This is a genomic window from Brevundimonas alba, assembly GCF_011927945.1.
Taxonomy (GTDB): Bacteria; Pseudomonadota; Alphaproteobacteria; order Caulobacterales; family Caulobacteraceae; genus Brevundimonas; species Brevundimonas alba.
Map to the genome: position 1 here is coordinate 1292561 of NZ_JAATJM010000001.1, position 24582 is coordinate 1317142.

General features: G+C 64.2%; 20 protein-coding genes. 13 read left to right on the forward strand and 7 right to left on the reverse strand.

Going from position 1 to position 24582, the window contains the following annotated elements; genetic code table 11:
* Positions 1–128: 128 nt before the first annotated feature.
* The 4 genes from GGQ87_RS06450 (at position 129) to GGQ87_RS06465 (ending at position 5324) form a co-directional block, all read left to right on the forward strand.
* Positions 129–323: a hypothetical protein gene (locus tag GGQ87_RS06450; protein ID WP_168045852.1), complete on the forward strand. Its 195-nt coding sequence runs from the start codon at positions 129–131 to the stop codon at positions 321–323.
* Positions 320–3082, forward strand: coding sequence for a cyanophycin synthetase (gene cphA / locus GGQ87_RS06455; RefSeq protein ID WP_209282402.1), 2763 nt, complete (start codon positions 320–322; stop codon positions 3080–3082). The genes GGQ87_RS06450 and cphA overlap by 4 nt, the downstream gene beginning before the upstream one ends.
* Positions 3075–3905, forward strand: a complete 831-nt coding sequence (locus GGQ87_RS06460; protein ID WP_168045853.1) for a cyanophycinase — start codon at positions 3075–3077, stop codon at positions 3903–3905. The genes cphA and GGQ87_RS06460 overlap by 8 nt, the downstream gene beginning before the upstream one ends.
* A gap of 243 nt (positions 3906–4148) precedes the next feature.
* Positions 4149–5324: a tyrosine-type recombinase/integrase gene (locus tag GGQ87_RS06465; protein WP_168045854.1), complete on the forward strand. Its 1176-nt coding sequence runs from the start codon at positions 4149–4151 to the stop codon at positions 5322–5324.
* Between the two features lie 200 nt (positions 5325–5524).
* Here the strand turns inward: GGQ87_RS06465 and GGQ87_RS06470 are convergent, their stop codons facing one another.
* Both GGQ87_RS06470 and GGQ87_RS06475 read right to left on the reverse strand, forming a co-directional pair.
* A complete protein-coding gene (locus GGQ87_RS06470) occupies positions 5525–6280 on the reverse strand; it encodes an RES family NAD+ phosphorylase (protein ID WP_209282404.1) in 756 nt (251 codons plus the stop codon).
* Complete coding sequence (locus tag GGQ87_RS06475; protein ID WP_209282405.1) at positions 6228–6617, reverse strand: MbcA/ParS/Xre antitoxin family protein; 390 nt, start codon at positions 6615–6617, stop codon at positions 6228–6230. The genes GGQ87_RS06470 and GGQ87_RS06475 overlap by 53 nt, the downstream gene beginning before the upstream one ends.
* Before the next feature lie 154 nt (positions 6618–6771).
* Between GGQ87_RS06475 and GGQ87_RS06480 the strand changes: the two genes are divergently transcribed.
* From GGQ87_RS06480 to GGQ87_RS06490, 3 genes are read left to right on the forward strand one after another with little or no spacing between them, the layout of a single operon-like run.
* Positions 6772–7437 carry a multiubiquitin domain-containing protein gene (locus tag GGQ87_RS06480; RefSeq protein ID WP_168045855.1) on the forward strand — a complete coding sequence of 222 codons (666 nt, stop codon included), beginning with the start codon at positions 6772–6774 and terminating at the stop codon, positions 7435–7437.
* On the forward strand, positions 7412–8602 hold the full coding sequence (locus GGQ87_RS06485; RefSeq protein ID WP_168045856.1) for a ThiF family adenylyltransferase: 1191 nt from the start codon (positions 7412–7414) through the stop codon (positions 8600–8602). Before GGQ87_RS06480 ends, GGQ87_RS06485 begins: the two co-directional genes overlap by 26 nt.
* The gene (locus tag GGQ87_RS06490; protein WP_168045857.1) at positions 8592–9035 is read left to right on the forward strand and encodes a ubiquitination-like system serine protease family protein; all 444 of its coding nucleotides are present in this window, start codon (positions 8592–8594) and stop codon (positions 9033–9035) included. The genes GGQ87_RS06485 and GGQ87_RS06490 overlap by 11 nt, the downstream gene beginning before the upstream one ends.
* Before the next feature lie 261 nt (positions 9036–9296).
* Here the strand turns inward: GGQ87_RS06490 and GGQ87_RS06495 are convergent, their stop codons facing one another.
* Together GGQ87_RS06495 and GGQ87_RS06500 are read right to left on the reverse strand one after the other, a co-directional pair.
* Positions 9297–12701, reverse strand: coding sequence for a UvrD-helicase domain-containing protein (locus GGQ87_RS06495; protein ID WP_168045858.1), 3405 nt, complete (start codon positions 12699–12701; stop codon positions 9297–9299).
* The gene (locus GGQ87_RS06500; RefSeq protein WP_168045859.1) at positions 12701–15313 is read right to left on the reverse strand and encodes a PD-(D/E)XK nuclease family protein; all 2613 of its coding nucleotides are present in this window, start codon (positions 15311–15313) and stop codon (positions 12701–12703) included. Before GGQ87_RS06500 ends, GGQ87_RS06495 begins: the two co-directional genes overlap by 1 nt.
* Before the next feature lie 423 nt (positions 15314–15736).
* Between GGQ87_RS06500 and GGQ87_RS06505 the strand changes: the two genes are divergently transcribed.
* From GGQ87_RS06505 to GGQ87_RS06520, 4 genes are all read left to right on the forward strand, one after another.
* Complete coding sequence (locus tag GGQ87_RS06505) at positions 15737–16594, forward strand: hypothetical protein (protein WP_168045860.1); 858 nt, start codon at positions 15737–15739, stop codon at positions 16592–16594.
* A gap of 129 nt (positions 16595–16723) precedes the next feature.
* Positions 16724–16912, forward strand: a complete 189-nt coding sequence (locus GGQ87_RS15665) for a helix-turn-helix domain-containing protein (protein ID WP_425339278.1) — start codon at positions 16724–16726, stop codon at positions 16910–16912.
* Positions 16909–17778 carry a hypothetical protein gene (locus tag GGQ87_RS06515; RefSeq protein ID WP_168045862.1) on the forward strand — a complete coding sequence of 290 codons (870 nt, stop codon included), beginning with the start codon at positions 16909–16911 and terminating at the stop codon, positions 17776–17778. The genes GGQ87_RS15665 and GGQ87_RS06515 overlap by 4 nt, the downstream gene beginning before the upstream one ends.
* A gap of 141 nt (positions 17779–17919) precedes the next feature.
* Positions 17920–19497 (forward strand): DUF927 domain-containing protein, encoded by a 1578-nt coding sequence (locus GGQ87_RS06520; RefSeq protein WP_168045863.1) that lies wholly within the window; start codon positions 17920–17922, stop codon positions 19495–19497.
* A 329-nt stretch (positions 19498–19826) separates the two neighbouring features.
* Here GGQ87_RS06520 and GGQ87_RS06525 read toward each other — a convergent pair whose 3' ends face one another.
* From GGQ87_RS06525 to GGQ87_RS06535, 3 genes are all read right to left on the reverse strand, one after another.
* On the reverse strand, positions 19827–20381 hold the full coding sequence (locus tag GGQ87_RS06525; RefSeq protein WP_168045864.1) for a hypothetical protein: 555 nt from the start codon (positions 20379–20381) through the stop codon (positions 19827–19829).
* Between the two features lie 37 nt (positions 20382–20418).
* Positions 20419–20751 (reverse strand): DUF3768 domain-containing protein, encoded by a 333-nt coding sequence (locus tag GGQ87_RS06530; RefSeq protein WP_168045865.1) that lies wholly within the window; start codon positions 20749–20751, stop codon positions 20419–20421.
* 115 nt (positions 20752–20866) lie between these two features.
* Positions 20867–21442: a tyrosine-type recombinase/integrase gene (locus tag GGQ87_RS06535; RefSeq protein ID WP_168045866.1), complete on the reverse strand. Its 576-nt coding sequence runs from the start codon at positions 21440–21442 to the stop codon at positions 20867–20869.
* Between the two features lie 384 nt (positions 21443–21826).
* On the opposite strand from GGQ87_RS06535, the gene GGQ87_RS06540 reads away from it, so the two are divergent.
* Both GGQ87_RS06540 and GGQ87_RS06545 read left to right on the forward strand, forming a co-directional pair.
* Positions 21827–22486, forward strand: coding sequence for a hypothetical protein (locus GGQ87_RS06540; protein ID WP_168045867.1), 660 nt, complete (start codon positions 21827–21829; stop codon positions 22484–22486).
* Between the two features lie 3 nt (positions 22487–22489).
* Complete coding sequence (locus GGQ87_RS06545; RefSeq protein ID WP_168045868.1) at positions 22490–24505, forward strand: ParB N-terminal domain-containing protein; 2016 nt, start codon at positions 22490–22492, stop codon at positions 24503–24505.
* Positions 24506–24582 lie beyond the last annotated feature (77 nt).

Below are 24582 nucleotides of genomic sequence, written 5' to 3' on the forward strand. Positions count from 1 at the left end.
ACGCATCCGTATCGCGCCGGTTCCATAGGCAACCGATTGTTTCTTCGGCGGAATATGTCGGCTTCTGGACATAGGAACCCATTGTTCCGACTGGCATTTCCGAAGCCTCTCGATACCGGGGAAGGACGATGCAGCACGCTGGCTATCAGTGGACGATACGACCGTCAGGCGAGGACTGGCTGTGGGAGATACGGGACCACGGCAATGGTGGTCTGGTGCGTGAAGGTCTGGCGCCGTCGCGCGCCGTGGCCGCGGCTCTCGTCATCCGCACGCTCGCGCGCGGCTCGGTCGAGCCGATGCGCCATCAGGACCTCGCCGCATGAGTGTCACGACCGGTTCCCGGCCGATGCGCATCCTCGAACACGGGGTGTATCGCGGCCCGCATCTCTACAGCCATCGGCCCATGGTCCGCATCCAGGTCGATCTGGGCGAGATGGAATCGTGGCCGACGGATCGGCTGCCCGGCTTCGCGGACGCGCTGATCGCGGCCATGCCGACGCTGGACAGCCACCACTGCTCGCTGGGCGAACGTGGCGGGTTTCTGAAGCGTCTCCATGAAGGCACCTGGCTCGGCCATGTGGTCGAGCATGTGGCGCTTGAGATTCAGGCACTGGCAGGCGCGAAAACCACGCGCGGCAAGACCCGGTCGGTGAAAGGCCGCCCCGGCGTCTACAATGTCATGTTCGCCTATGACGACGAGGCCGCAGGCCTGCTGGCGGGCCGTCTCGCCTTCCAGATCGTCAATGCCCTGCTGCCAGAGGAGCGCCGGGGCGTCGAACGGCTCGAAACCCTGACCGATGGAACGGCCGACCTCTCGGGCATCACCACCGTCGAGGCCGCTGTGCCTCTGGTGAAGGCCGCCCGCCGCCGCGGCATGTTCGGCCCCAGCACCCAGGCGCTGGTCGATGCCGCCCGCCGCCGCGGCATTCCCGTCACCCGCCTGAACGGCCAGAGCCTCGTCCAGCTCGGCTGGGGCGCCCGGCAGCGCCGGCTGCGCGCCAGCGTCACCGACCGCACCGGCCTCGTCGCCTCCGAACTGGCGGGCGACAAGGCCGAGGCCAAGGCGCTGCTCTCCGCCATCGGCTGCCCGGTGGCGCGGGGCGTCGTGGTGCGTACCGCGGATCGGGCGATCGCCGAGGCCAAGGGGCTGAAGCGTCCGCTGGTGGTCAAGCCGCTGGACGGCAACCACGGCCGCGGCGTCACCACTGGCCTGCGCACGGAGGACGAAATCCGCGCCGCCTTCGAGCTCGCGGTCCCGCACAGCCGTCACGTCATCGTCGAGGAGGAACTCCCCGGCCGCGACCACCGCATTCTGGTCGTCGACGGACAGGTCGTCGCCGTCGCGGAACGGGTTCCCGCCCAGGTAATCGGCGATGGTTCCCGCACCATCACGGAACTGGTCGCCGAGGCCAACGCCGATCCCCGCCGCGGCGACGGTCACGAGAACACCCTGACCCGCATCCGTCTCGACGATCAGGCGGCGAGGGACATCCTCGAACGGCAGGGGATGACCGTGGACAGCGTCCCGGCGGCCGGTCAGGTCGTCGCCCTGCGCACCACGGCCAACCTGTCGTCGGGCGGGATCGCCATTGACCGCACCGACCAAATCCATCCCGACAACGCCGCCATAGCCCGCCGCGCCGCGCTGGCCGTGGGTCTGGACGTCGCCGGCATCGATCTGCTCGCCCCCGACATCACCCGCTCGATCCGCGAGACCGGCGGCGGCATCGTCGAGGTCAATGCGGCGCCCGGCCTGCGCATGCATCTCGCCCCCTCAGAGGGCCAGGCGCGCGACGTGGCGGAGCCGATCATCCGCATGATGTTCCCGCGCGGCGCCCGGTCCCGCATCCCGATCCTCGCCGTCACGGGCACCAACGGGAAGTCCACCGTGGGCCGGATGCTGTCGCAGATCTTCCGCCATACCGGCCGCACCGTCGGCCTGACCAACACCAGCGGCGTCTACATCAACGACGAGCAGATCGCCGTCGGCGACTCCAGCGGACCCAAAAGCGCCCGCATGGTCCTGCGCGACCCCACCGTCGAGGTGGCCGTTCTGGAGTGCGCGCGCGGCGGCATCCTGCGCGAGGGGCTGGCCTTCGACAGCTGCGACGTCGGGGCGGTGCTGAACGTCCAGCCGGACCACCTCGGTATCAAGGGCATCGACACGCTTGAGGACCTCGCCGCCGTCAAATCGGTGGTGGTGGAAAGCGTCTCCCGGCGCGGCGTCAGCGTGCTCAACGCCGACGATCCCCTGACCCTGCGGATGGCGGAACACTCCGGCGGCCGGACCTGCTGGTTCTCCATGCGCGGCGGGCGAGAGACGCCGGGCTTCCTGCTCAAACACATCGGCGAGGGCGGCCTGGCCGTCCTGCACGACCCCGAGAACGGCGAGATCACCCTGCACGACGCTGGCGCCGCTCACCGGGTCTGCAACGCGCGCGATATCCCTGCGACCCTGAACGGCGCCGCCGCCTTCAATGTACAGAACGCGCTCGCCGCGGCCGGCATGGCCTATGGCGCCGGCGTGGAGCCGACGACCATCGGCGCCGCCTTGTCCGGCTTCGCCTCGACCTTCGAGCAGAACCCCGGACGGCTCAACGTCCACGATGGCCACGGCTTCCGGGTCATCCTCGACTACGCCCACAACCCCGAAGGCCTGCGCGCCCTCGGACGGCTGGTCTCGGCCATCCGTCCCCCGGCGGGTCGGACCATCGCCATGCTCAGCGTGCCCGGCGACCGCCGCGACGCCGAGATGCTGGCGATGGGCGAGATCGGGGCGGAGTTTTTCGACCAGCTGGTCTTCCGCGAGACGCCGGACAACCGCGGCCGTCCCGCCGGCGACGTCATCCGGCTGATGTCGCAGGGTGCCGAGGCGGCGGGCTGCGGACCTGAACGCATCCGCGGCTATCACCGCGAGGAAGACGCCGTGGCCGCCTGTCTGGAGATGGCTCGCCCCGGCGACCTCGTCATCCTGACCCCGACCCGGGTCGAGGCCGTCTGGCGCCAGATGCTCGACTTCCGTCCCGCGGCCTCGATGGACGGCGGCCCCGCCGGCGCCATGCTGGAGCCGCCGCATGGCTGAGCCGGGGGCGCTGATCGCTATCGGCGGTCACGAGGACAAGGAACGCGACCGCGTCATCCTCAAGGAGGTGGCCGGGCGGTTGAACGGCGGCAAGCTGGTCATCGCCACCGTCGCCTCGCACGAGCCCGAGGGCTATTTCGAAAGCTATCAGGAGGCCTTCGGCGCCCTCGGCGTAACGAATCTCGTCGAGCTCTATGTCGAGGAGCGGTCGCAGAGTTCGGACAATCCGGCCCTCGAGGCGCTCGACGGCGCCGCCGGCGTCTTCTTCAGCGGCGGCGACCAGCTGCGCATCTCCAGCCAGATCGGCGACACCCCGATCGAGCGCCGCATCCGCGAACTGCACGAGGCGGGCGCCGTCATCGCCGGCACCTCCGCCGGCGCCTCGGTGATGAGCGAGACCATGCTGGTCAAGGGCGCCAGTTCGGAGTCCTACCGCATCGGCGACCTGCACATGGCGCCCGGCCTCGGCCTGATCCGCGACCTGATCATCGACCAGCATTTCGCCGAGCGCGGCCGCTACGGTCGGCTGCTCGGCGCCGTGGCCCACAATCCGCGCCTGCTCGGTGTCGGCATCGACGAGGACACCGCCATCGTCGTCGAGGGCCGCGCCTTCCGCGTCATCGGCAGCGGCGCCGCCTACGTCGTCGACGGCGCGGAAACAACCCACTCCAACATCGCCGAGGCCCGCGCCGAACGCGCCCTGTCGATGTTCAACGTCTGCATGCACGTCCTGTCCAGCGGCGACCGCTTCGACCTCGACACCCGCAAGCCGACCGCCGGCGCCCACGAGGAGGGCGCCGAGGCCCGCAAGGACCGCGACTGACCGTCCCTCCCAAGAGGGGGTTCAGAGTCCGGCGATGTCTGGAAGAAAATGGCGCGCCCGGAATGAGCGAGATCGGTGTCCGAGCACGTCCGAGATTGTGAGTGGGTGTCCAAAAAGCGATTATATTTCAGATACTTAAATTCCGTGCTAGGCTAGAGCTGTTCGTGAGGATGCGCTCCAATCCAGCGTCCCTCTTATGAACCGAGTTATGAATCATCTCGCGAGGGCGGCTTGCCAAGAACGATGCACAGGCTCTCTGCGAGGGCGGCAGCGACACTGAAAAAACCGGGCATCTACGCTGACGGGGCGGGGCTCTATCTGCGGATTCAAAGCGCGAGCGCGCGGTCGTGGGTCTACATTTTCCATCTGTCTGGGAAGCGTCGCGAGATGGGGCTTGGAGCGCCACCCGGCGTCAGCCTGGCGCGTGCCCGAGAACGGGCCCAGTCCATTCGGGAGAGCGTGGCCGACGGAATCGATCCCATCGCCAGCAAGCGAGTCAGGCGGGACACTCCTACGTTCGGAGATCTAGCCGACGCTTTCATCGAGGATCGGAAAGCGACGGTTCGCTCCGACAAGTCGATCGCCCGGTGGAAGCGCGCGATTGGGCCAGGCGGCTACGCCCACGATCTGCGGGAACTGAAGGTCGACCGAATACAGACTGAAGATGTGCTGCCTGTTCTTCGATCGCTCTGGGAAAGTCACCCATCGAGCGCGGGCCTACTCCGAGGCTATATCGAAACCGTGCTGAACATCGCGAAGGTGAGTGGCCATCGTTCGGGGGATAATCCAGCCGCCTGGAGGGGTCATCTCGAACACATTTTGCCGGTTCGCCAACGCCTGAGCAGGGGCCACCATGCAGCGATGCCGTTCGCCGACGTCCCTCTGTTTTACGCTCGTTTGGGAGCGAATTCGTCCGTTGCCGCCAGAGCGTTGGAATTCACGATTCTTACCGCGGCTAGGACGAGCGAGGCCTTGAAAGCTTCGTGGGAGGAAATCGATCTCGCAAGTAGAGTCTGGACGATCCCGGCAAGCCGAATGAAATCTGCGAAGGAGCACCGCGTGCCCCTGTCCAAGTCCGTCTTGGATATCCTCTCTAAGTTGGGCCCATGTTCCGGACCGATTTTCCCCGGCCGACGAGATGACACGCCCTTGTCGAACATGGCGATGGATATGGTCCTTCGTCGAATGAAGGTGGAGGTGACCGTCCACGGCTTTCGAAGCAGCTTTCGCGACTGGGCAGGGGAAATGACATCCACCCCTCGTGAGGTCGCAGAGGCCGCTCTCGCTCACACGATCGGCAACTCCGCCGAGCTTGCGTATCGTCGCGGCGACGCCCTTGAGAAGAGGCGGGTGCTAATGAACAGCTGGGCGGAGTACTGTGCGGGCGAGACGGCTGAGGTGGCGATGCCTGGGCGTTGACGAAGGTCTGCCATGCGCCAACAGCGGACATTCGACCGCTGGCGAAGAGCAGACATTCCGCCGAACCGACTACAGGTGATTTACGGACGCGCTGCGGAACCCAGATTCGCTAGCCGCCGCTCCCGCCCTTGAAGCTGAAGATTTCCCGGTTGCGCCAGGCGACGACGCTCGTCATGTCGTCGTCTGAACCCGGTGCATTGCTATCCCAAGTCGCTGGTAGGGGATGATGACCGCAGGTCGTCCGGCTGCAAGGTCACGCCGTCACGAAACCCGTAGAGCGACCGGATCCGCTGCCCGTCCCATACGTAACGAAAATGGTCGCCTTGGACCGCACGGCCAAGAACGTCGCGATTGAGAATGGCGACACCTTGGGCGCTGGGACGCTCGGCCGGCCGGAACAGAACCCCGTCGAGGCCCAATTCGCGCACAGCCGCCGCGCGTCGCCAACGCTCCGCCTGGTCCATGTCCGGGTCCCAAGCCGTGAGATCGGCGAAGCGACCAGTCACCGGGCGGCTGAGCACCCGCATGTCCAAGCCCATCGGCTTCTCCCCCGTCCGGGCCAAGAAGGTCTCCCGCCGACCGACCGACACAGCCAACGCCGTCTGTAGGTCGTCGAAGAGCTCGAGCACCGGGGTGGTCGAGTCGAAATACCGCGTGCCCTCCGGGTTGAGGTAGGCGAAAGGCGCGTGATTCCAGTTCTGGAGCTTGGGCGAGTCCACATCCACGGCACCGACGTTGTTCAGCAGTCGCGCCTTCTCGCGCAGCCGCGGATTGGTCATGGCTTCCAATTCGGCGATCGCCTCGCCCCTGTCGGGTCGGGTGATCCGCTCGTACAGGGTGATGGGCGGAAACCGGGACGGGATCAGACCAAAGAAGACCTGTTTGAGGTCGACAATCTCGAACTCACCCGCCGCGCTGCGCGTCGAGGTATTGCCTGACTCGATAGATATCGACAACGCCCCCTCCCAACATCACATCAAGGGCTGACTGCCCGCCAAAATAACTGTTGGGCTTCTTCACCCAGTCATCCGCCGCCGTCTCGTCCGGCAGCAGTATTTCCAAACACTTGTATATCCCTAGCAGGTGAGAAATCCGTTCCAAGGCATCTCTTGGAATCGATCCTCCCTCCTTTTTCCACTTGAAAAACGTAGATCGGCCCGGCGAGCCAAGAAGCTTTATCTGGTCATCGGTGGATATTTTCCAAGCCTCCGCGAGTGAGGTGAACGTTTCCATGGCCACCGGAATCATGGATCGCCCGTCGCCCTCCGGGGCAACAGGGTGCGTGAGCGGCATGAGGCAACCTCCCATTCAAAAAGTCTATCCTTGGACTTGATTTCAATTCCAGTCCAATGATAGACAGTCCACATCGGGACTGAGTCGAGAAGGTAGTCCAACCTGATCGGTCCAGCAACCCGGAAACGGCGAACATATGGAAGGAAACACCCGGATGGCGGGTCAAGAGAACGGTCACGTGCGTATTAACGGCGTCGACTACGAAGTGAACGACGACCTGCTGTCGGGTCGTGAAATCCGCGCGACGGCGTCCCTGGACCCGGCGAGCGCCTACGTCCTGATCGAGTTGCGGGACCGCGGAACGGTGTCGATCGGCCTCGACGAAAAGGTGCCCGTGCCCAAGGGCGGCTCCGTCAGCTTCCGCGCCTTCGAGGGCGACCGCGCCTATGCGTTCACCTTCGACGAACGCGGCTTCGAATGGGGCGAAGACACCATCGCGGAAGCCGAGCTCCGCGCGCTGGCGGGGCTGCAGGACGACGAAGACATCGTCCTCGATCGCGAGCGAGATGAAACCGTGCCGCGCGGCGGGATGATCGCCCTCGGCCCTAAGGGCGTGGAAGCGCTCTACTCGCGCAAGGTTGAGCCGAAGCAGGTGGAAATCTTCGTCAACGGCCGCGCCAAGATGGTGGACCGCGGTCCGATCAGCTTCGAGGCGGTCGTGGCCTTGGCCAACCTGCCGACGCCGCCCGGCGAGACCATCTACACCGTCAGCTACCGCAAGGGCTCCGAGCCCAAGCCCGAAGGCTCGCTCGTCGCGGGTCAGTCCGTTCGCGTCCGCAAGGGGATGGTCTTCAATGTCACCGCAACTAATCGCTCGTAGTCCCGACCTTCAGCGGCTCGTCGACGACGGCTATGAGGTCGAAATCGTCGGCGGCCACCTGGTGCTGAACAGCGTCCCCTATGTGGACGCCCAGCGCCGGGTCCGGCTCGGACGTCTGGTCACCGCTCTCGCCCTGGCGGGCGACCGGACGGTCCAGCCCGCCACCCATGTCGCCACCTTCGCCGGCGACTTCCCCTGCGACGCGCAAGGCCGGCCGCTGAGCCGCATCAGCGCCGGCAGCGCGCGTCAGGCTCTCGGCGGCGGGCTCGTCGTGGATCACACCTTCTCCAGCAAGCCGGCCCAGGGCTACGCTGACTACTACGAGCTGATGACCACCTACGCCGCCATTCTCTCGGGACCGGCGGAGGCGCTGGACCCCGGCGTCTCGGCCCGCACCCACCGGGTCGTCGAATCAACGGACGGGGATGCGCCGTTCGAATATCTCGACACTGCGACCAGCAGGGCGGGTATCGCCGACGTGTCCACCAAACTGGCCCGGAATCGGGCGGTCATCGTCGGCCTAGGCGGCACCGGCTCCTATGTCCTGGACCTACTGGCCAAGACCCCGCTGCGCCGGATCGACCTCTACGACGGCGACGTCTTCCTCCAGCACAACGCCTTCCGCGGCCCGGGTGCCCCGTCCATCGAGGACCTGCGCCGCCGGCCGATGAAGGTCGACCACTGGAAGGCCGTCTACAGCCGCATGCATCGCGGCATCGAGCCCCATCCGGTCTATGTCACCGAGGCCAACATCGGCGAGCTGGAGGGGGCGGACATTGTCTTCCTCTGCATGGACGCCGGCGAGGCCAAGGTGGCGATCATCCGCGGCTTGGAGGCTATGGGCGTCCGCTTCATCGACGTCGGCATGGGGCTGGAGCTGGTCGACGGCTCCCTGCTCGGTCAGCTGCGGGTCACGACTAGCACGCCGGCCAAGCGGGAGCACGTCTGGGCGGGTCAGCGCGTCCCCATGACCGGGGCCGGCAACGACAACGTCTATGCGCGAAACATCCAGGTGGCCGATCTGAACGCCCTGAACGCCTGCCTCGCCGTGATCCGGTGGAAGAAGCTCGTCGGCTTCTATGTCGATCTGGAGGGCGAGCACCACTCCGTGTACGCGCTCGACGGCAACCAGTTGCTCAACGAGGAGGTGGATGATGCGGCGTGACCGGATCCGTGCGGCCTTCGTGGGCGGCGTTCCGGACCGGCTCGAGGAAGGGGTGCTCTACGTCTCGCTCGAGCACGACGCGATGTTGCACCTGTGCGCCTGCGGCTGCGGTCACGAGGTGTCGACGCCGCTCGGCCCGACCGACTGGCGCCTGACTTGGGACGGCGCTTCGATCAGTCTGTCGCCGTCGGTCGGTTCCGGCGCCCTGGCCTGCCGGTCCCACTACCTGATCGAGCGGAACGCCGTGCGCTGGCTGATGCCGATGACCGACTGGTCCATTGCGGACGAACAGGATCGGACGCGGGCCGCCAAGGACCGCTACTGGGGGCCAACCACGTCTGGCAACGATACGCCGGATGCCACGCAGCCGGCTACCCCGGTGCCGACCAATCCGTCTTGGTGGGGCCGGATGTGGAACCGGGTATTCGGCTGAACCAGCCTGTAGTGACGCGGCTGGCCTGATCCAGCCGCGTCCCTCGCCCCGTTCAAGTGAGTCACAAACGCCGGCCTTGGCAGCCTATGCAGGCATCTCCACCCTCGGTGGGCTGACATGAACCAGCGTTCCGACGCCAAAGGCGGCCCCGGCCGCGACCCGCCACGCCCGTCCCTGTCCGATCGACGTAGAACGTTTGCGGTGCGTCAAAAACCGAAGTCCCCGCAGTCGAAACCGCGCAGCAGGCAACCTGCGCCGCAGTCAAGCGGCCGCCAGCGTGACCGGCACGACCTGTCCCGACGTGACCATAACGATGAGGCCGCGCGGCGTGCCGGTCATACCAAGGTAGGATCGGACCTGCCGGACGTAATGATCGACTGTCTCCGGCGCTGGGTTGACGTCGCTTTTCCAGTCAATGACGACCTCGGCCTGTCCACCGGCACCGAAGCTTATCGCGTCCGTGAAGCCTGTGGTCACCCTTTCACCCTCCTCGTCTCGAGCGGAGGCATAGACGGGGAATTCTGCAACCAGTGTCGGCCGCAGTGCCGCTATTTCGGGCAGGGCGAGGGTCCGGCTCACGCATCCGGCCAGCTCATCGGGTGACGGGCCGGCCGCCGCGTCCGCGTTCGGCACTTGGCCGATGGCGACGATCAGCTCTTGGGCTCGGGCCATCAGGCTCTCCTGGTCCTCCGCGACCTCCCCGGTGAGGACCTCTTCAAGCAGCTTGTGCAGGATCAGGCCACGTTCCCGCCCTCCCTGAACTGGCCCGACGGGCACGTCGTCTTGGGGCTGCGCGCCGTCCGGCGCCGACCAGATCTCGGCAACTTCAGGCACAAGGAGCGGTCCTTGCGGGTTCTCGTCGCGACTGGGTGCCATCCATACTAGTGAGTGGCTTGCGACGGCGATGGTGGCAGCCTCAGCGGCGAAGATCTCGCGGGTCTGGAGGTTGGGTTCGATGGCACGGCCTTCACCGAGTTCGGGGGGCAAATGGCGGAGATCGAGGGCCCGCAGGTCCGCCAGCGAGAGGTCGACCAAGCCGATCCATGCCGTGCTCGCCGCCGCCACATCCAGCCGAGGCAAAACGAGAAGGTCTCGGGCCCGGGTCGCGGCGACATACCAGAGGCGGATCCGTTCTCGATCCAGTTCGGCCTTCTCCGCGTCGCGAGCGGCCTCGAACCCTGCCGGGTTCACACCTAGGACCGGGCAGTAGAAGACGTCGTTTGCCCGGTCGGTGACCGCGTTGTCCGTCGCGATCACACGGGTCATGGTATTGACCGGCACCACGATCGGCCATTCCAGACCCTTGGCCGCATGCATGGTGTAGAGGGCCACCGCCTCTTCCTGAGCGTCCGGTCGACCTTCGACCGCACGGGCTTCGTCCGTCCACGCCGTAGTCATCGTTTCGGCGAAGGCGCGCAAGCCTCGCACGCCATAGGCCGTGGCCAGAGAAAGATAGAGATCCACATTAGCCAAGGCGCGCTCAGCCTGACCCTCGTGTCTCTGCAGAAGCAGGGGCCGCACCCTAAGCACATCCACCGCCTGGGACAGAAGGTCGTGCGGCGTGGTGGTGTGAATCCGGCGGCCGAGTGACTGTAGAGCCTTGATGACGGATTGCGCCAACGGGTGCTCGATCAGGTCGGCGTCGACACCAAGGTTCAGCCGCGGGACCTGGTCCGGACGAGCCTCGTCGCGCGGCAAGGCCCAGATGATGTCGAGCAGCTCTTCTTCAGATAGTCCGACCAGCGGCCCGCGCAGGAGCGCGATGAGCGCGAGCCCGTCACGGCGGTCGGCCAAGACTCGCGTGAGAGCGATGAGGTCCTGGATTTCTTGGCGCCGGAACAGGCCCTTGCCGGCTTGGGTGGCGACGGGAATGCCGCGACGCTCGAGCGCTTCTTCGTAGCGCCACAGTTCGCTGCCCGTCGGAGCCAGGAGCGCGATGTCGCCGGGCCGGCAGGCGCGCCTATCCTCCGAGCGGCGATCGAAGATCATCTGGCTACCGATTAGACGAGCGCACATGTCCGCCACGGCTTCGGCTTCGGCGTCTCTCTGGGCGTCGGAAGAAGCCTTGCCCTCAGCATCGGCGGCCGCGACATCCAGAGCGGCAACGCAGACCGTGTCGCCGGGATCGGGATGGAAGGGATCAAGAGCCGTATACCCAGGCTGGCCCTCGCTAGACAGGACCGCTTCGAACCGACTGTTCACATAGTTCAGAATCGGCGCGCATGAGCGGAAATTGGTCGAGATCGACAGGACACTGTCGTCAGCCCGGCCTTCGAAGGTTTCGCGCGCTCGGATATAGGCTGCCACATCGGCACCGCGGAACCGGTAAATGGCCTGTTTGGGATCCCCGACAAGAAAGAGGGCACCGGGCCTGATTTCGAAGCTAGACCAGTCCGGAGCGGCAGCGTCGGCCGCGGCCGCGACCGCGGCCGGCGGTTCACCGCAGAGCCGCCAGAATATTTCCGTCTGCAGGGGATCGGTGTCCTGGAACTCGTCGACCAAGACCCGGGAGAACCGATCCGCCAAGGCGCGACGAACGTGGTCATGGTCGCGAAGCAGGTCTCGCGCTGCGAAGAGCAGATCGTCGAAATCCAACAGCGCAGCCGCACGCTTGTAACTGCGGAACTGGTCCAGGATAGGTTGGATCTGCCCGATCAGGCCCGCAAGTACTTGCCCAGAAGCCGCCTCTAGCAGTTCGCTCCAGGCGTTGCAGCATCGCCGGTACCGTTCCTCCCCTTCGGTGTTCAGACGCTCGCCATCCGCCTTCGACAGGCCCTGCCGTTTGGCGGCCTCGGTCCACTTTGCCTTCTTGCGATAGGCGCTGAAGGAGCCGGAGGCGGTTGTCATGTCGCGATGCGGTTTGAGAACCAGCAGCTGGACAAGGCCAACAGGGGTTTCGACGGCCTCGTCGTCGATCGCCGCCGCCATATCGGCGAAATGACGTGCGATGGCCGCGGTCTCCGGCTCCACCGCGTCGGCACCGGCGATAAAGGCGTTCAACTCACTGACCGCTTGCCGGAAGGCCATGACGTTCGGCGCGAGCGGCGGGGCGGGCGGGGCGGAGACGGTACGCCTCCGGCGCAGGTTGTCCGCGATCTTGTGCACGAGGGCAACGGTCTGCGTGGGATCCTGCACGACTAGTTCGGCGAGCAGACCACCCTGATCCCCCGCCAACTCGTCCCGCAGCCAAGCGTCCACGATCTCGATGAAGGCGAGGTCGCCTTGATTGCGATCCAGAATGGAAGCGCCGGGATCAATGTCGGCCTCGACGGGATAGGGCTTGATCAACCGCTGGCAGAAGCCGTGGATGGTCGAGCAGGTCAGGTCGCTGATGGCCCTGTAGGCGAGCGCCAGATGACCTTTCTGCTCGTCGGTGAGTCCGTCGGGAAAGGCGATGCTCAACTCGTGGGGCATTTCGCCGGCCGCCAGCGTGCTGACGACATCGCGGACCCGGATCAGGAGTTCACTGGCGGCCAACTCGGTGAAGGTCACCGCAGCGATCGAGGAAGGCGCGACACCCTCCGCTAACATCGCGGCGATACGGCCCGCCATGACGGCGGTTTTTCCCGAGCCCGCTCCCGCCTCGACTAGGAGGGAGCGGTCATGGGCTACGATGGCGATGCGACGGGCCTCGTCGTCCCGGAGGGGTTGGACGGCGTCGGTCATCAGGGGGCCTCCCAAACACGCGACGCCTCGCCCAAAGCGGCGACGACAGCGGGCGATTTGCGTTTGCAATAGGCGGCGGCGGCGTTCGCCGGGAGGGCGAACGCTAGGTCGTCATAAGCTCCACCCGCATCCGGGCCTGGTAGAGTCAGACCGGCGCTCAGGCTGGTTCGCGCCGCCTGCAAATATCGCGTGACCTCCGTCAGGGCCGCCTCCGGGTCGGCGAGCACATGCTCGACCGGAATGCGCGGATAGAGCAGGGACGCGGTGATCGATACCTCGCCGCCGAGCATGGCCTTGACGGCGAATGCGTACAAGCAACGCTGGAGTTCCTTGCCTCCGTCCACCACGACCCCCTCCTTGGGGGGACGTCCCGTTTTGTAGTCACGAACCAACGCGCGGCTGCCGTCGCCTGAAAGGTCCAGCCTGTCTATGTAGCCGGTGATTCTGAAGCCGGTATCGGGGATTTCGACCGGTGCTTGGGAGTCCCAGGGTTGAGCGCCCGCGGTCTTCGGCTCGGCGCCGCCGAACCCGACCTCTCCGTAGGATCGCGCGTTCGGCAGCACTTCGTCGCCGAATGTCAGCGCTCGCTTCGTCATCACACGCGCTTCGTCCTGCGTGCGGCGCCAGATGATCTCCGGGGGCGCGGCCTGCTCCACCTCGAACCGGTCGGCGACTTGGGCGGCTGCGACTTCGACAGCTCTCTCGATACCATCGTCGGTGGCGACCGCGATCCCGCCATCGGCTTCCAGGAGGGACAACGCAGCGTCCAACGTCATGTGCACGAGGTTGCCCATCTGCAGGGCGTCGAGCACGAGCGGATCTTCAGTCACGTCACGCCGCCGCAGCGCCATGCCGTAACGCCATACGAAACCGAGCGGGTTGCGGAGGAGTTGCTTTAGCGAGCTCGCCGACTGGGTGCGTTCAAGGATAGCCAGGATGAGCGGGTGATCCGCCCGCACCAAGCCGTCGTGGGCGGTGATCTCCCGCTTTTGCCAATCGCTCCATCCGCCGAGCGCGCTCACGGCCTGCGGGGTCAGGGCGAACTCGCCGCAGCGCGCCATCAGACGGTCGGTTTCGCTGAAGGCATGCGCCGGGATCTCGTTGCGCCGGATATAGGTCTCCTCGTTCGGCGCACCGCCCATGGCCGTGCGGCCGAGCAGTCGTCCGTCGCCGTCGCGCCTCGAGCGCGACAGGACAACGTGGCGTTCCGTGGTCGCCAGGATGGTCTCGAAATCGCGCCGGTCGGCAGCGTCTACGGGAAGCGGATCGAGGTCGAGCTTGGCTATGACGTGGTCGGGGATCAGTCGGTCTTCAGAAATGGGGCGCGGCCAGCGTGACGCGTTCAGGCCGATCAGGCGCACGAACTTGCGCGGCGACGCGGCCAGGCCGCTGGCGGGCATCCATGCGATGGAGGTACACGCCTCGAGACCGTCATCCTGCTTCAAGGAGTTGAGCGTGGCGTCGAGGGACGCCGACGGCCCGGCCAACAGCGCCTTCCGCCAGATAGTCAGGGCGCGGCCGGCGAGGAAGAACTCTCCGGCGCGTTCCGCTGCTTCGTGACCTTCCGCGAGCAAGGCGACCAGCGGCCGCAATACCGCGGCCCCGTCACGCCCTTCGGGCCAATCGTCCGGCGCGAGCCGACCGAACAGACGCTCCCAAGCTTGAACCGATGCAAGAGGCGCATCGGGCGGCATGATCTGCATCCACCCATCGGCAAGGGGCTGGAAGGGTCCAGCATCAGATCCGCAAAGGGCGGCAAGACGCCTTAGACGGGTCTGCGAGAGGCCGCGAACCAGAATGTCGGCGAGCGCTGCGGTCGCCTGCCCGTCTCGGGTGCTGATGGCCTTGATCCCATGTACGAAATGCAGATCGAGGTTCGCGTCTGCCCTTAGGGTGAACAGGTGGTCGTCATATTCGGCCGTGGAGGCAGCGGCGATTGCGATATCGGACGCTTCAGCTTGGCCTGACGCAAGGAGAGCGCGCGCCCATCGAATGGCTTCAATAGCCTCGTGATACGCGGTCGCGGCGCTGACGGCTTGGATTTGAGGCATCCGAGGATCCTCCCGTGTGATCACGATCGCCGATCCGTCGAGCCAATGCGGCGCTGGCCGAGGTCCTGCGGTCCAAGTGACCGGCGTGTGGTCCGCCAGCGCCAGCAGAAGCGGTCGCCAGCAGGGGGACAGCTCCGTGACGCCCACGATCTCTACGGGTCCGACGACCGCGGCCGCATGCTCCAGTCGGCCGGCTGCCGCGGCGACGATGTCGCACGGCCGCATCATGCCCTGCGGCAGACGCGCCAGCACCCCGGCTTCGAGCCGTGCGATCGCGTCGAGGCGCGGGTGATCCGCGGCGCGGCTGGAGAGGTCCACCCCCGCCAGCCAAGCCTTCTTCAGTGTGCCAGCCGCAGCCACGATCATGCCTGGCAGATTCTTGATACTCTCAAGTTCCCCGAGCGGGGTCGCGGGCAGGGTTTGCTGAATCGCTACCCGGAGGCTTTCGTCGTCCACCGCCCGTGAAAAACCGCCGGCGAGACGCACAGCGAGTTGTTCAAACGACATGATCTGAAGGCCGTGATCGGCGTTACGAGCGGCGCGTAGGCGAAACTCGCGCATGGCTAGGCGTCCGTGCACCACCACTGTTCTCCGGACGGACTGAGGCATCGCGTGATCCTGGGAAGCGTGAGCGGGAACAAGTCTCATAAGACGGATGATAGACCCTTGGCCCACCAAGCCGTGCGCATACGAACGCGAAAGATCCCCCGCGCCTTGCGTTGTCATTCACCAAGCCAGAGGCGAGCGAGGCATGCAACCCGAAGCTATGCCAGAGTGTGGCGCCCGGCGGATCAGTCTAGGGACCAAGGCTAGTGCAGCCCCGCCCCACAGCCCACACCCGGAAAGTCGGCTATGAGTCAGGAGCAGACTTCCGCGCCGGATCGGAGCGGTTCCGGATAGTGTGTTTGTGCTGAACTACCCCATTGTCCTTCAGCCGGCGCACGGGTGTGATGTTAAGGACTTCGCGAAGATCCAGGAGCCAAAATGCCCAAACGGACTGATCTGGAAGTCCCCGGGAGGCAGCTGAATGTATCGCCCCGGCAGCATACAATAACGGACCACCGCGGCTCATTCGTCGCCGATCACGGCCGTACCCCCAGAACAACCTTTGACGGCCTGTCGGACGAAAAGCGACAGCGGCTGGCAGCACAGATCAAGGTGGATGAGCGCACGCTCAAGGAGCTGGTGGACGATGCCGGCACAATCGTGGCCGTGTGGCTGCTCGCCCGAACAGGCCGAGACGTCTACTCGAAACCGCAGCATCAGGAGTTCATCAACGCGAGCGTCGAGTTCCTCGAACAAGTTCATCGTTTATCGCGCAGGGGAATAGATCGGCCCGAGTCAGAAGAGGGTTTTGCGGAGGCTAGGCTGACAGAGCTCGCCCTTACGCCGATCCGGCAGGAACTCACGCCGCTGATGAAACTCATCAATCCGGCTTGGCATGATAGCACCAACTGGGATGTCAGAGAGGCGCTGACGATGGCGCTTACGTTGTCTAACAAAATTCCACATGGCGAAGACGCGGCGGGGGACGATCGTGACCGCCTGGCAGCAGACTGCCTTACCGCCTCATGGTTGCGCCGTACGGGGCGCCGCCCAAGTACGGGGACAAAGCGCATGAGCGGGCCGTACCGGTTCTATTTGGCCCTCCTCGACGATAGATCGCCTGATGATCTGAGCCTCCCGGTGGAGCAGCCGCGGAGCATCATTCCGCAGGAACGCAGCAAGTTCTCCAGGGATGAGGTTCGTGATTTTCGCAAGGTTGTTGTTGAGGGCGGAGCTCTTCGTAGGGCGATCCTGCGGTGGCTCAGTGACAGCGAGAAGCGCCGGAAGGCGGGTTAATCCGCATACGGATTACCACCCATTCATTTGTAGACGCCAATCCATCCGTGCGTAAATTCGCGGGCTCCCCAACAAAGGAGCTGCCCCGTGCATTTACCCGTTCAATCCCGGCCATCAGCGGTTCAGCTGATGACGATATCGGAGGCCTGCAGGCGCCTCGAGATATCCCGGTCCACGTTCTACAACCTGGTCGCAGAGGGAAAAATCCCGCTGAGAAAGGTCGGCGGTTCAAGTCGAGTACGCTCGGACGAACTGGATGATTTCATCCAAGACCTGCCCCGCCTAGCGGCCGTCGCGGCAGTCGAGGTGCGGGAATGAGACGCCCCCGTCGTTACCAAGGCCTGAAGGACAACTATCGCCTCGACCGCCTTCTCCCGCCCTCCCAGAAAAACGGAAAAAGGCGGGGGTTTGAAACGGAGCATGCAGCGCTCACTGAGGATTCGACACGCGCCCGTTCGCTCGTTCGTTCTCTGGGAGCTGACACCGTCGCCGTAACTCTGGGCCGCGAGCTCGCAGGCGAGACTATGCCTGAAACCATGGCATCCGCCCGTTGGATGCGCGACGAGCGGCTGGAATTCGGTGCAGCAGTTATCGAAGGTCTCGAACCCTGGCCTGCCAAGAAGATCGCGTTCTTCGCCGGCATTCCGATCTCGGGGGAGGTGCCTGCCGATAAGCTGGACACTATTGACCCCAAGGCGCTGAAAGAACGGCTCCGACAGCAAATAAATCGTCTGGGTCTGACGTTCCGCTCCGGCTTTTTGGTCGCCATTTTTGAGGCCGAATTCGAGCCGGTGTCGAAGATCTACCGCTTCCACTTTCATGGCGCCGCCACGGGTTCGTACGTGAAGGCCCTCCGGCTGCTACAGCAGCTGCCCGCCTACAAGAGACGAGACCACGTTCATCAGCCGTTCCAGATCAAAAAGCTCACCTCGGACGCCGACCGTCCTCAGGCGGTCTCCTACCTGCTGAAAAGTCACTGGAAGCAGCGCCGTATCGGCCCGGTTGGCGAGGATTGCGTGGTCAAGCGCGATCGAAAATATCGTCGGCTCGAAGAGCCTCATCACGCCTACGCCCTGCTCTGGCTGGACCGTCATTCGGTCTCGGACATCACCCTGTTCATGGGCTGTCGCATGCGAAACTCGAAGCTCGAACTAACCGACCCCCGCGCGACGGACCGTACGTGACCCAGGCCGTCCCGTAGCCCTAACCGGGCAATCCAATCATCTAACCGGGCACTCAAGCCCATCCCCACAAAGCGTACGTGGCAACACTGGTGGCTCAACCACCATGATGGCGCGTGCTCAATTTCATAGGAAATCTGGGAAATGAGCCTCACCAAATCGGCGACTGTCGAAGGTATCATCGATCAACACGGCACCCGATGGGTGCAAATCACGACGGCGCTAGGCGTTTGCTCGTTGAGCATGACGGAGGTCGTCGAGCCGTCCAAAGCTGCCCCCAAACTCGCAGAGATCGGGATTGTGTTGCCTCCCGGGAAAGCGCGGTCCGACTTCTTCGCCTCTATTTCGGCCATCGCGAAATATGATGCGGTTCACGTCGTCGACCAAACCGGCTGGCACGGCCGCGTGATCGCGCTCGGGGATGGCGATCAAGTGGTCCCTTCGGGCGAAGACCCGCTTCCCTCAATGATGAAAGCAGAGCCTCGAGCCTGGACGACTCAGGGGTCGTTGAAGGCATGGAAGAAGGAGGTCGCCAAGCCGCTTACCGGGCAACGCATCCCGATGTTCGTGATCGCGTTGGCGTTCGCCCCCGCTATCATACGGTTCCTTCCGGCATGGACTAATCCCGGTTTCGAACTTGTCGGAACACGCGGTACCGGCAAATCGACGGCCCTGAAGCTCGCGTCGAGTGTCTACGGGGGAATCGGGGATGGGGACGGTCGCCGCTACTGGGCTACTTGGAACACCACGGTCGCCGGAATGGAGACCCTTCTTGACGGCCACACCAACTGCTTGCTGCCGCTAGACGAGCTGAACGCTTTCTCTGGCGGGGCGACGGCTGCCGCCAAGAGGAAGGCCTATAGCGACGTTCTCTTCCAACTCGCGGACGGCATCAATCGGACTCGATACGGCGACCGTCGGGGGCGACAGCACTCGCTTTGCTACCTGAGCACTTCCAACACATCGCTCATCCAGGAGCTTCGCGGCTGCGACGTCGAGGTCATCGGTGCTTGTTCCGACCGGCTTTTGACAATCAACGCTGACGCCGGTGCGGGTCTCGGAATTTTCGACTTCGTTCCGGCGGGGTTCCCGGACACCAAGAGCCTGATCGATCACCTAAAGGTCGCTGCTAGCGAAAACCATGGCACTGCAATTCGCCCCTACCTCCAGCAACTCGTCGATGAGGCGGCCAAAGACCCGGATGGACTGACTGCCAAGCTCTGCGCCTGGTCTCAGGAGTTCATGGATCGAGCGGGGCTGGCCAAAGCTTCGGGATCCGAGTTCCGAACTGCGAGCCTATTTGCCCTCGTCTATACCGCGGGACGTCTAGCCCAATCATATGGCGTGCTGCCCAAGGGTTGGAACTGCGGTTCGTCGGCCATGGCCTGCTACGTTCAACACAGGCTAGAAAAATCCCAAGCGCTGGGCGGGCCTCGGGAGATGATCCTGGCGTACAAGACTCTGCCAGGGGTCCTGTCGGGCCATACGTTCACGGCTGATGAGTTCCGAGCGAGCCCCGGCGTTCTGGTTCGTCATCGGGATCACGACGAGCTCATCGTCCACCCGAAGGCCTTGGCCGCCCGCGTACGTGATGCCGTCGCGCTGGTGAAGCAGTTGAAGGCGGTTGGAATCGCAGTGTGTGAGGCGGGAACGCTTCAAACAAAAAGGAGCATCGGGGGTAAGCAGACTCGGGTCCATTGCTTCCGGTTTGAGCGCGGATAGTTCCGCCTGGTGGTGCCCCGGGGGCCAAACTGACGAGTTAGCCCAGTAGGGCATTTGTTACAGATCACCCCATCGGCCGCCCTGACGTCCCCGGTGGCGTCGCGGTACGATCGTCAGACGGAGACGTCCAGGATGGCTTCGGGAGACAAGGCGGCGCTCTCCCTGACCCCCTTCAGCCCGATGGGGGAGCCGCGCCCCCAGAGGTTCCCGGGACGGGTTTGACGCGTCTGTGGCCTTGCCCGCCGCCGCCGGCCGGCCTTGGTTGACTGGGGTCGCGTGGGCAGTTTTGCGCGCCGCAGGACAGTCCGCAGACAGCGCGGTGGCGCTAACTAGCCGCTGTCCCCGGAGCCCGTCTTGAGAGGTCGAACGTGGACCAACATGGTCTCCCTTGGCCGGATCCGGTACTCCCCGCGCCGAACCGTGTAGCGGTCCAGGCGGAGCTCCTTCAGCGTTCCGGAGTCCCTCAGGATGATAGCTTGCGGCGTGATCGACGCGGCCACCGTCCAGTGGTCGTAAATGGGCGTCGATACGTTGAGGACCAGCGCGGACCGCCCTGACGCCATGATGTCCGCAATCGACTCCAAGAACTCCTCGTTGGTCCGGAATGTCGTCTCCCTGAAGGGACGGCTTACGACCACCGAGCCTCCGAGCGCCTTCCTGAAGGTAGGGAACGCGTCATCCGCCGCCCTAAGTAGATCCCGGCCGGTCAGGCCGTCCTTTATGGCCCTACGAAGCGTTCCCCCCGGCAGGGAGCCCGCCAGCTCCTCGAAGATCCTCCGGTGGACGGGTGACCGGCCTAGCCTACAGCCGGCGAGATCAAGGGCGTTGATGAGGGCGTAGAGACCGCAAAGGCCGTCAAAGTCGCCTTGTCTTGCGGCCCTCATGATTGACGCCCCAAGGTGGGGTCCTGATGGCCCGGCATCAGTATTCCTCCGCCAGCATGACCGTGAGCACGCGGACGCATTTGTCGGCGTCCGATGGGTCTACGGCTTGGGTTTTGATCCTCTGGTCGTAGTAGTCGATCTTCCAAAATATCCGCTGCGCGGAGACCGTAACTGCCCCGAAGTCATGCTCGCCGTATGGGTCGTTGGCCTCGTTGAACTCGTTGGCCAGGCTGATCGCCTGAAGCACCGCGGCGACGCCTTCTGGGCCAGCCGCCATGACTCCCTGGGTGATGAAGATGCGGCCCCCGATATGGTGGCGGCGCAGCTGGTCGTTGAGCGCGCGAATGCGCTCGCGCTTTTCAGCGGACATGGAAGACCTCCTGTTTGGACATGAGTCATCGCGCTCTGGCGGGATGCCAGAACGCTGGGGTGGAACTGCTCGTGAGGTAGGCTAGTGGGACGGCCCGGAGCCGCCGTGGGGCGCCTTAGAGGCTGTGGACCAGTCGACGCTGGGCGTCGCTGTCCCCGTCGATGTAGCGCTGCGTGACCTCGATCGACTTGTGGCCCGCGAGCAGTTGAACGTCACGCAAAGTGGCTCCGGATCGATGGGCTTTGCGGGCGGCGTTGGTGATGAAGGTTCGACGCCCTGAGTGCGAAGAACACCCTGCTGCGCCCACCTCCGCAAACAGCGCCGTGAACCAGTTGACGATGCTGTTGGGGCGAAGGTGGCCGCCCTTGGCCGAAGTCACCACGGGACCGATCCGAGCGGTCGGAGCGGCCAGCTGCGTGAGGGCCGTTCGAAGGTCGGGATGCATGGGGATGCGCCTGCCGCTGCCCATCTTCGCTATCGTGTCAGGGAGGGCGATAGATGAGCCAACGCGGCCGTTGGCATCCAGCACCATGGACCAGTTCAGACCGGCGATTTCACACGCTCGAAGACCGGCCCGTAGGGATAGGAGGATGATGACTTGGTCGCGTTTGCCGAGACGGCGGGCGTGAGTGACGGAAAGTGTCCGTCTGACAATTGTGTCGGTGAGTGTTCTGGCCTGACGACCAGCCATGAGCCATCCTTTCGCGAGCTAGCCCCCTCGGAAGGACCGGGAGCTCTGGAGTGATTTTGAGGGACATGGGCGGGGCAGCCAAAATGATGCGCAGCGTCCACCATCTCATTTTTATCACATAACATGTTGATTTGCAAGCAGAAAGTTTGATGCGGCTTGGTTTGGGCCGTGGTTTTCGGCGCTAGCGTTGGGCCGTGAGCGCGTAGGGTACGCTTGGACCTCAGCTAACTCGACCGCCCCTACTCGCGCCTTTCTGTCGTTATTCGCTTGCCCAGCGCCGACAACCTGAAAGGTTGGGGAATGCGGCGGCGCTACGCGGGAAAGCATCCCGCCGCGCGACTCAGCTATGACTGCGTCCTCGACCCCTCATACCCACGGGCCCTGATGTCTTTCGACTACGAGCACACGTTCCAGTTTCCTTTCGGGGAGCGCTATCAGCACCGTGTCATCCCGTACGCGAAGATCGAGCAGGAAGCGCCGATGGGGCCGGGACTCTACAGCTGGCATTTTCGGCTTCCGAGAAATGAGCAGGATCTCGAAAGAGTCCCGGCCTTTCTCCAGGCCCTCTTTCACAGCGGTTCTATCGCCGCCGAGGTGACAGGCAATTTGCGCCAGAAGTATCGAGGAGAACTCCCGCTCCAGACGAACGCTTTCGATCAAGGTTTGTCGGCGGCTCTCGCTCCCGCCTTCTTCGCGATCGCCTACCCGCTCTACATCGGAATCAGCCGAGGGCTACGCGGACGGCTTGGCTGTCACAAGGAGCAGCTGGAGGCCGCGAAGACCCAGCACCTCTACGAGCCCGGTCCCGGCGATACGACCGACGACGAGGCGGAGTCTCGGAACTTCGGCCAGCGCCTGGGGGCCGTATTTCGCAAGGCTGAGTTCTTGGACACAAGCTCCCTGTTCATCAAATGCGTCGCGTATCAGCAAGCTGGATCAGGCACCGAACCTTACGAGGTCTGGTTAGAGCAAGTGATGGTAGACATCGCCGCCGCTGAACGAACCTGCAACACTCTATTCCACCCCGTTTTTGGAAGGCGCTGAACAATGGCTCTCACTGGCACCCCGATCGCGAAACCGACGATCAAGGTTTTCGGCATGTTCGGTGCCTTCCATGTCGGCGATGCAGCGACGGCGAAGGACAAGGTTCTCGTTCGGTACTTCAACACCGTTGCTTCCGGGAAGCAGACGGCCGCCTCGGGGGACAGCCTCGGCCTGCTTCGAGAGCTTAAGCCTATGCGGGAACGTGTGAACGTCTCTGACCTGCGCGACCTCTCAAGCTTGCTCCAACGCGAACTCGATGACGCCCGGGTGGCCGAGGACCTCGTCCCCTACCTTAAGGGCGTCAATTCTGCTGTCGGCTTCTTCCCCGGTATTCTTGTCGCCTTGGTGCCGAAGGGATTCCTCCGCTCGGAGGAAGGGGTGGCCTATCCGAAGCCAGGAGCGGAGGGTGACGCGAACGGTCAAGTCTCAACCGGGTACGACGAATACTGGACGGCGAGCCGCTTCAAATTCGACGGCAAAGCCGTGTCGCTGGGCCTTCTGGAGATCGATCCCATGGTCACGGATCTGATCGTCCTCGATGGCCAGCACAGGGCGAACGCCTTCCGCTTCGCGACAAAGACCTTCGATGCGGTTCAGTCGGGCGAGACCATCTACAGGGCTTTCTACGAAAACGTCTCGGCGCCCAAGGACTTCGATTCCGAGCTGCCCGTAACGGTCGTTTGGTTCGAAAGCCAAGACGACATCGAGGCGCGCCTGATTTCGCGGAAGCTGTTCGTCGATGTGAATATGAGCGCACGGGCGGTCAGCGAGTCCCGGCGCGTCCTGCTTGATGACCGGGATCGGCATTCGATCGTCACCGGCAGCGTCTATCGCGGATTGGCTCAGCGCGCGTTCGATGCAGACCGGCTGTCGCTATTGCACACCGGCTTCGACTGCGAAGAGCAGGAGTTCCATCCCCTGACGTTGATGCTGCCGTCGCGCATGCAGGCGGTCGTCGCTTATGCGGCCTTCGGCAGGGATTCCCATTCGGGCTGGGAACCGTCTCTGAAGGGATACGCGCCCTATCTGGCGAACTACGGGCGCCTGAAGTCTATAGCGCCATCGCTTGACGAGGCGGTCGCCTTGAAGGCGGAGCGCGGTGACAGAAAGGCTTTCGAGGAGACGACCGCGGTCCTTGACGAGGAACTCGCGCCGAAATGGATCGCCGTCCTAGAAGGCTACAATCTTGTCAGCGCTCACATTGAAGCGTCAGTCGAACTGGACAGCTGGGTCCGCACCCAGGTGGTCGCAATCGGGCAGGTTTGGGACAAGGTCTTCCGCGGAGGGGAGGGCCTTTACGGCGGATTCGCTCGGGTTTCGGAGGATGGCTCCGGCAGCGCCCACACGTACAAAAAGGCGATCGACGAGATCTCGGAGAAGTTCATCTCCATCCGAGAAGCCAAGCTATCGGGCTGCGACCCGGATCAGGTCCGCCGGGCCTACGACACCTTCTCCTCAAAGGCGGGCCTGACCGGCCTGTTCATGGCCGCGCACCTTTATCTTGAGCGGCGAGAGGCCGGCTGGGCTGATGTTTCGGCCTTCGTCGCCGACCTCAACAAGATTTCGGCTGAGAACTGGGTGCGCCTGCTGTCGACCTACAAGCCGGCGGTGGTCAGGGAACTAGATCCGAAGCAGTGGCCCGTTATGCGGGCCATCATTCTGCGCGCTCTTCAAGGAGCCGATCCGTCGTTGAACTTCTTCGATCCGACGCTAGCGCAGCTTTACAATCCGGATATTCGTCTCATCAAACGAGCGGTTGAGCAGTCCGTGTCAGGCTATATGGACGGTTTGTCGCCGGCGCAGCGGGAGACGAACAGGGTCAGTGAAGAGCAGATCAGATCCTGGGCAACCGACGCCATGGCCCTGCTTAAAGATATCCTGGCGGGAGCCGGCCTGCAGCCCCTCAATGACGACCAAGTGTTGCGAAACTTCGCGGTGCAGTGGATCGAGAGCCTGCTGCCTAAGCAAGGCCTGGCTGCGGCCGAAGCGGAGGACGACGATGATCCGGATGAGGCCTGAGCGCGGGTGAGCGCTTCATTTACAACTTTAAATTTTAGATGGCTTAGAAGGATAGATGTCGGACGAGCATCTTCGCG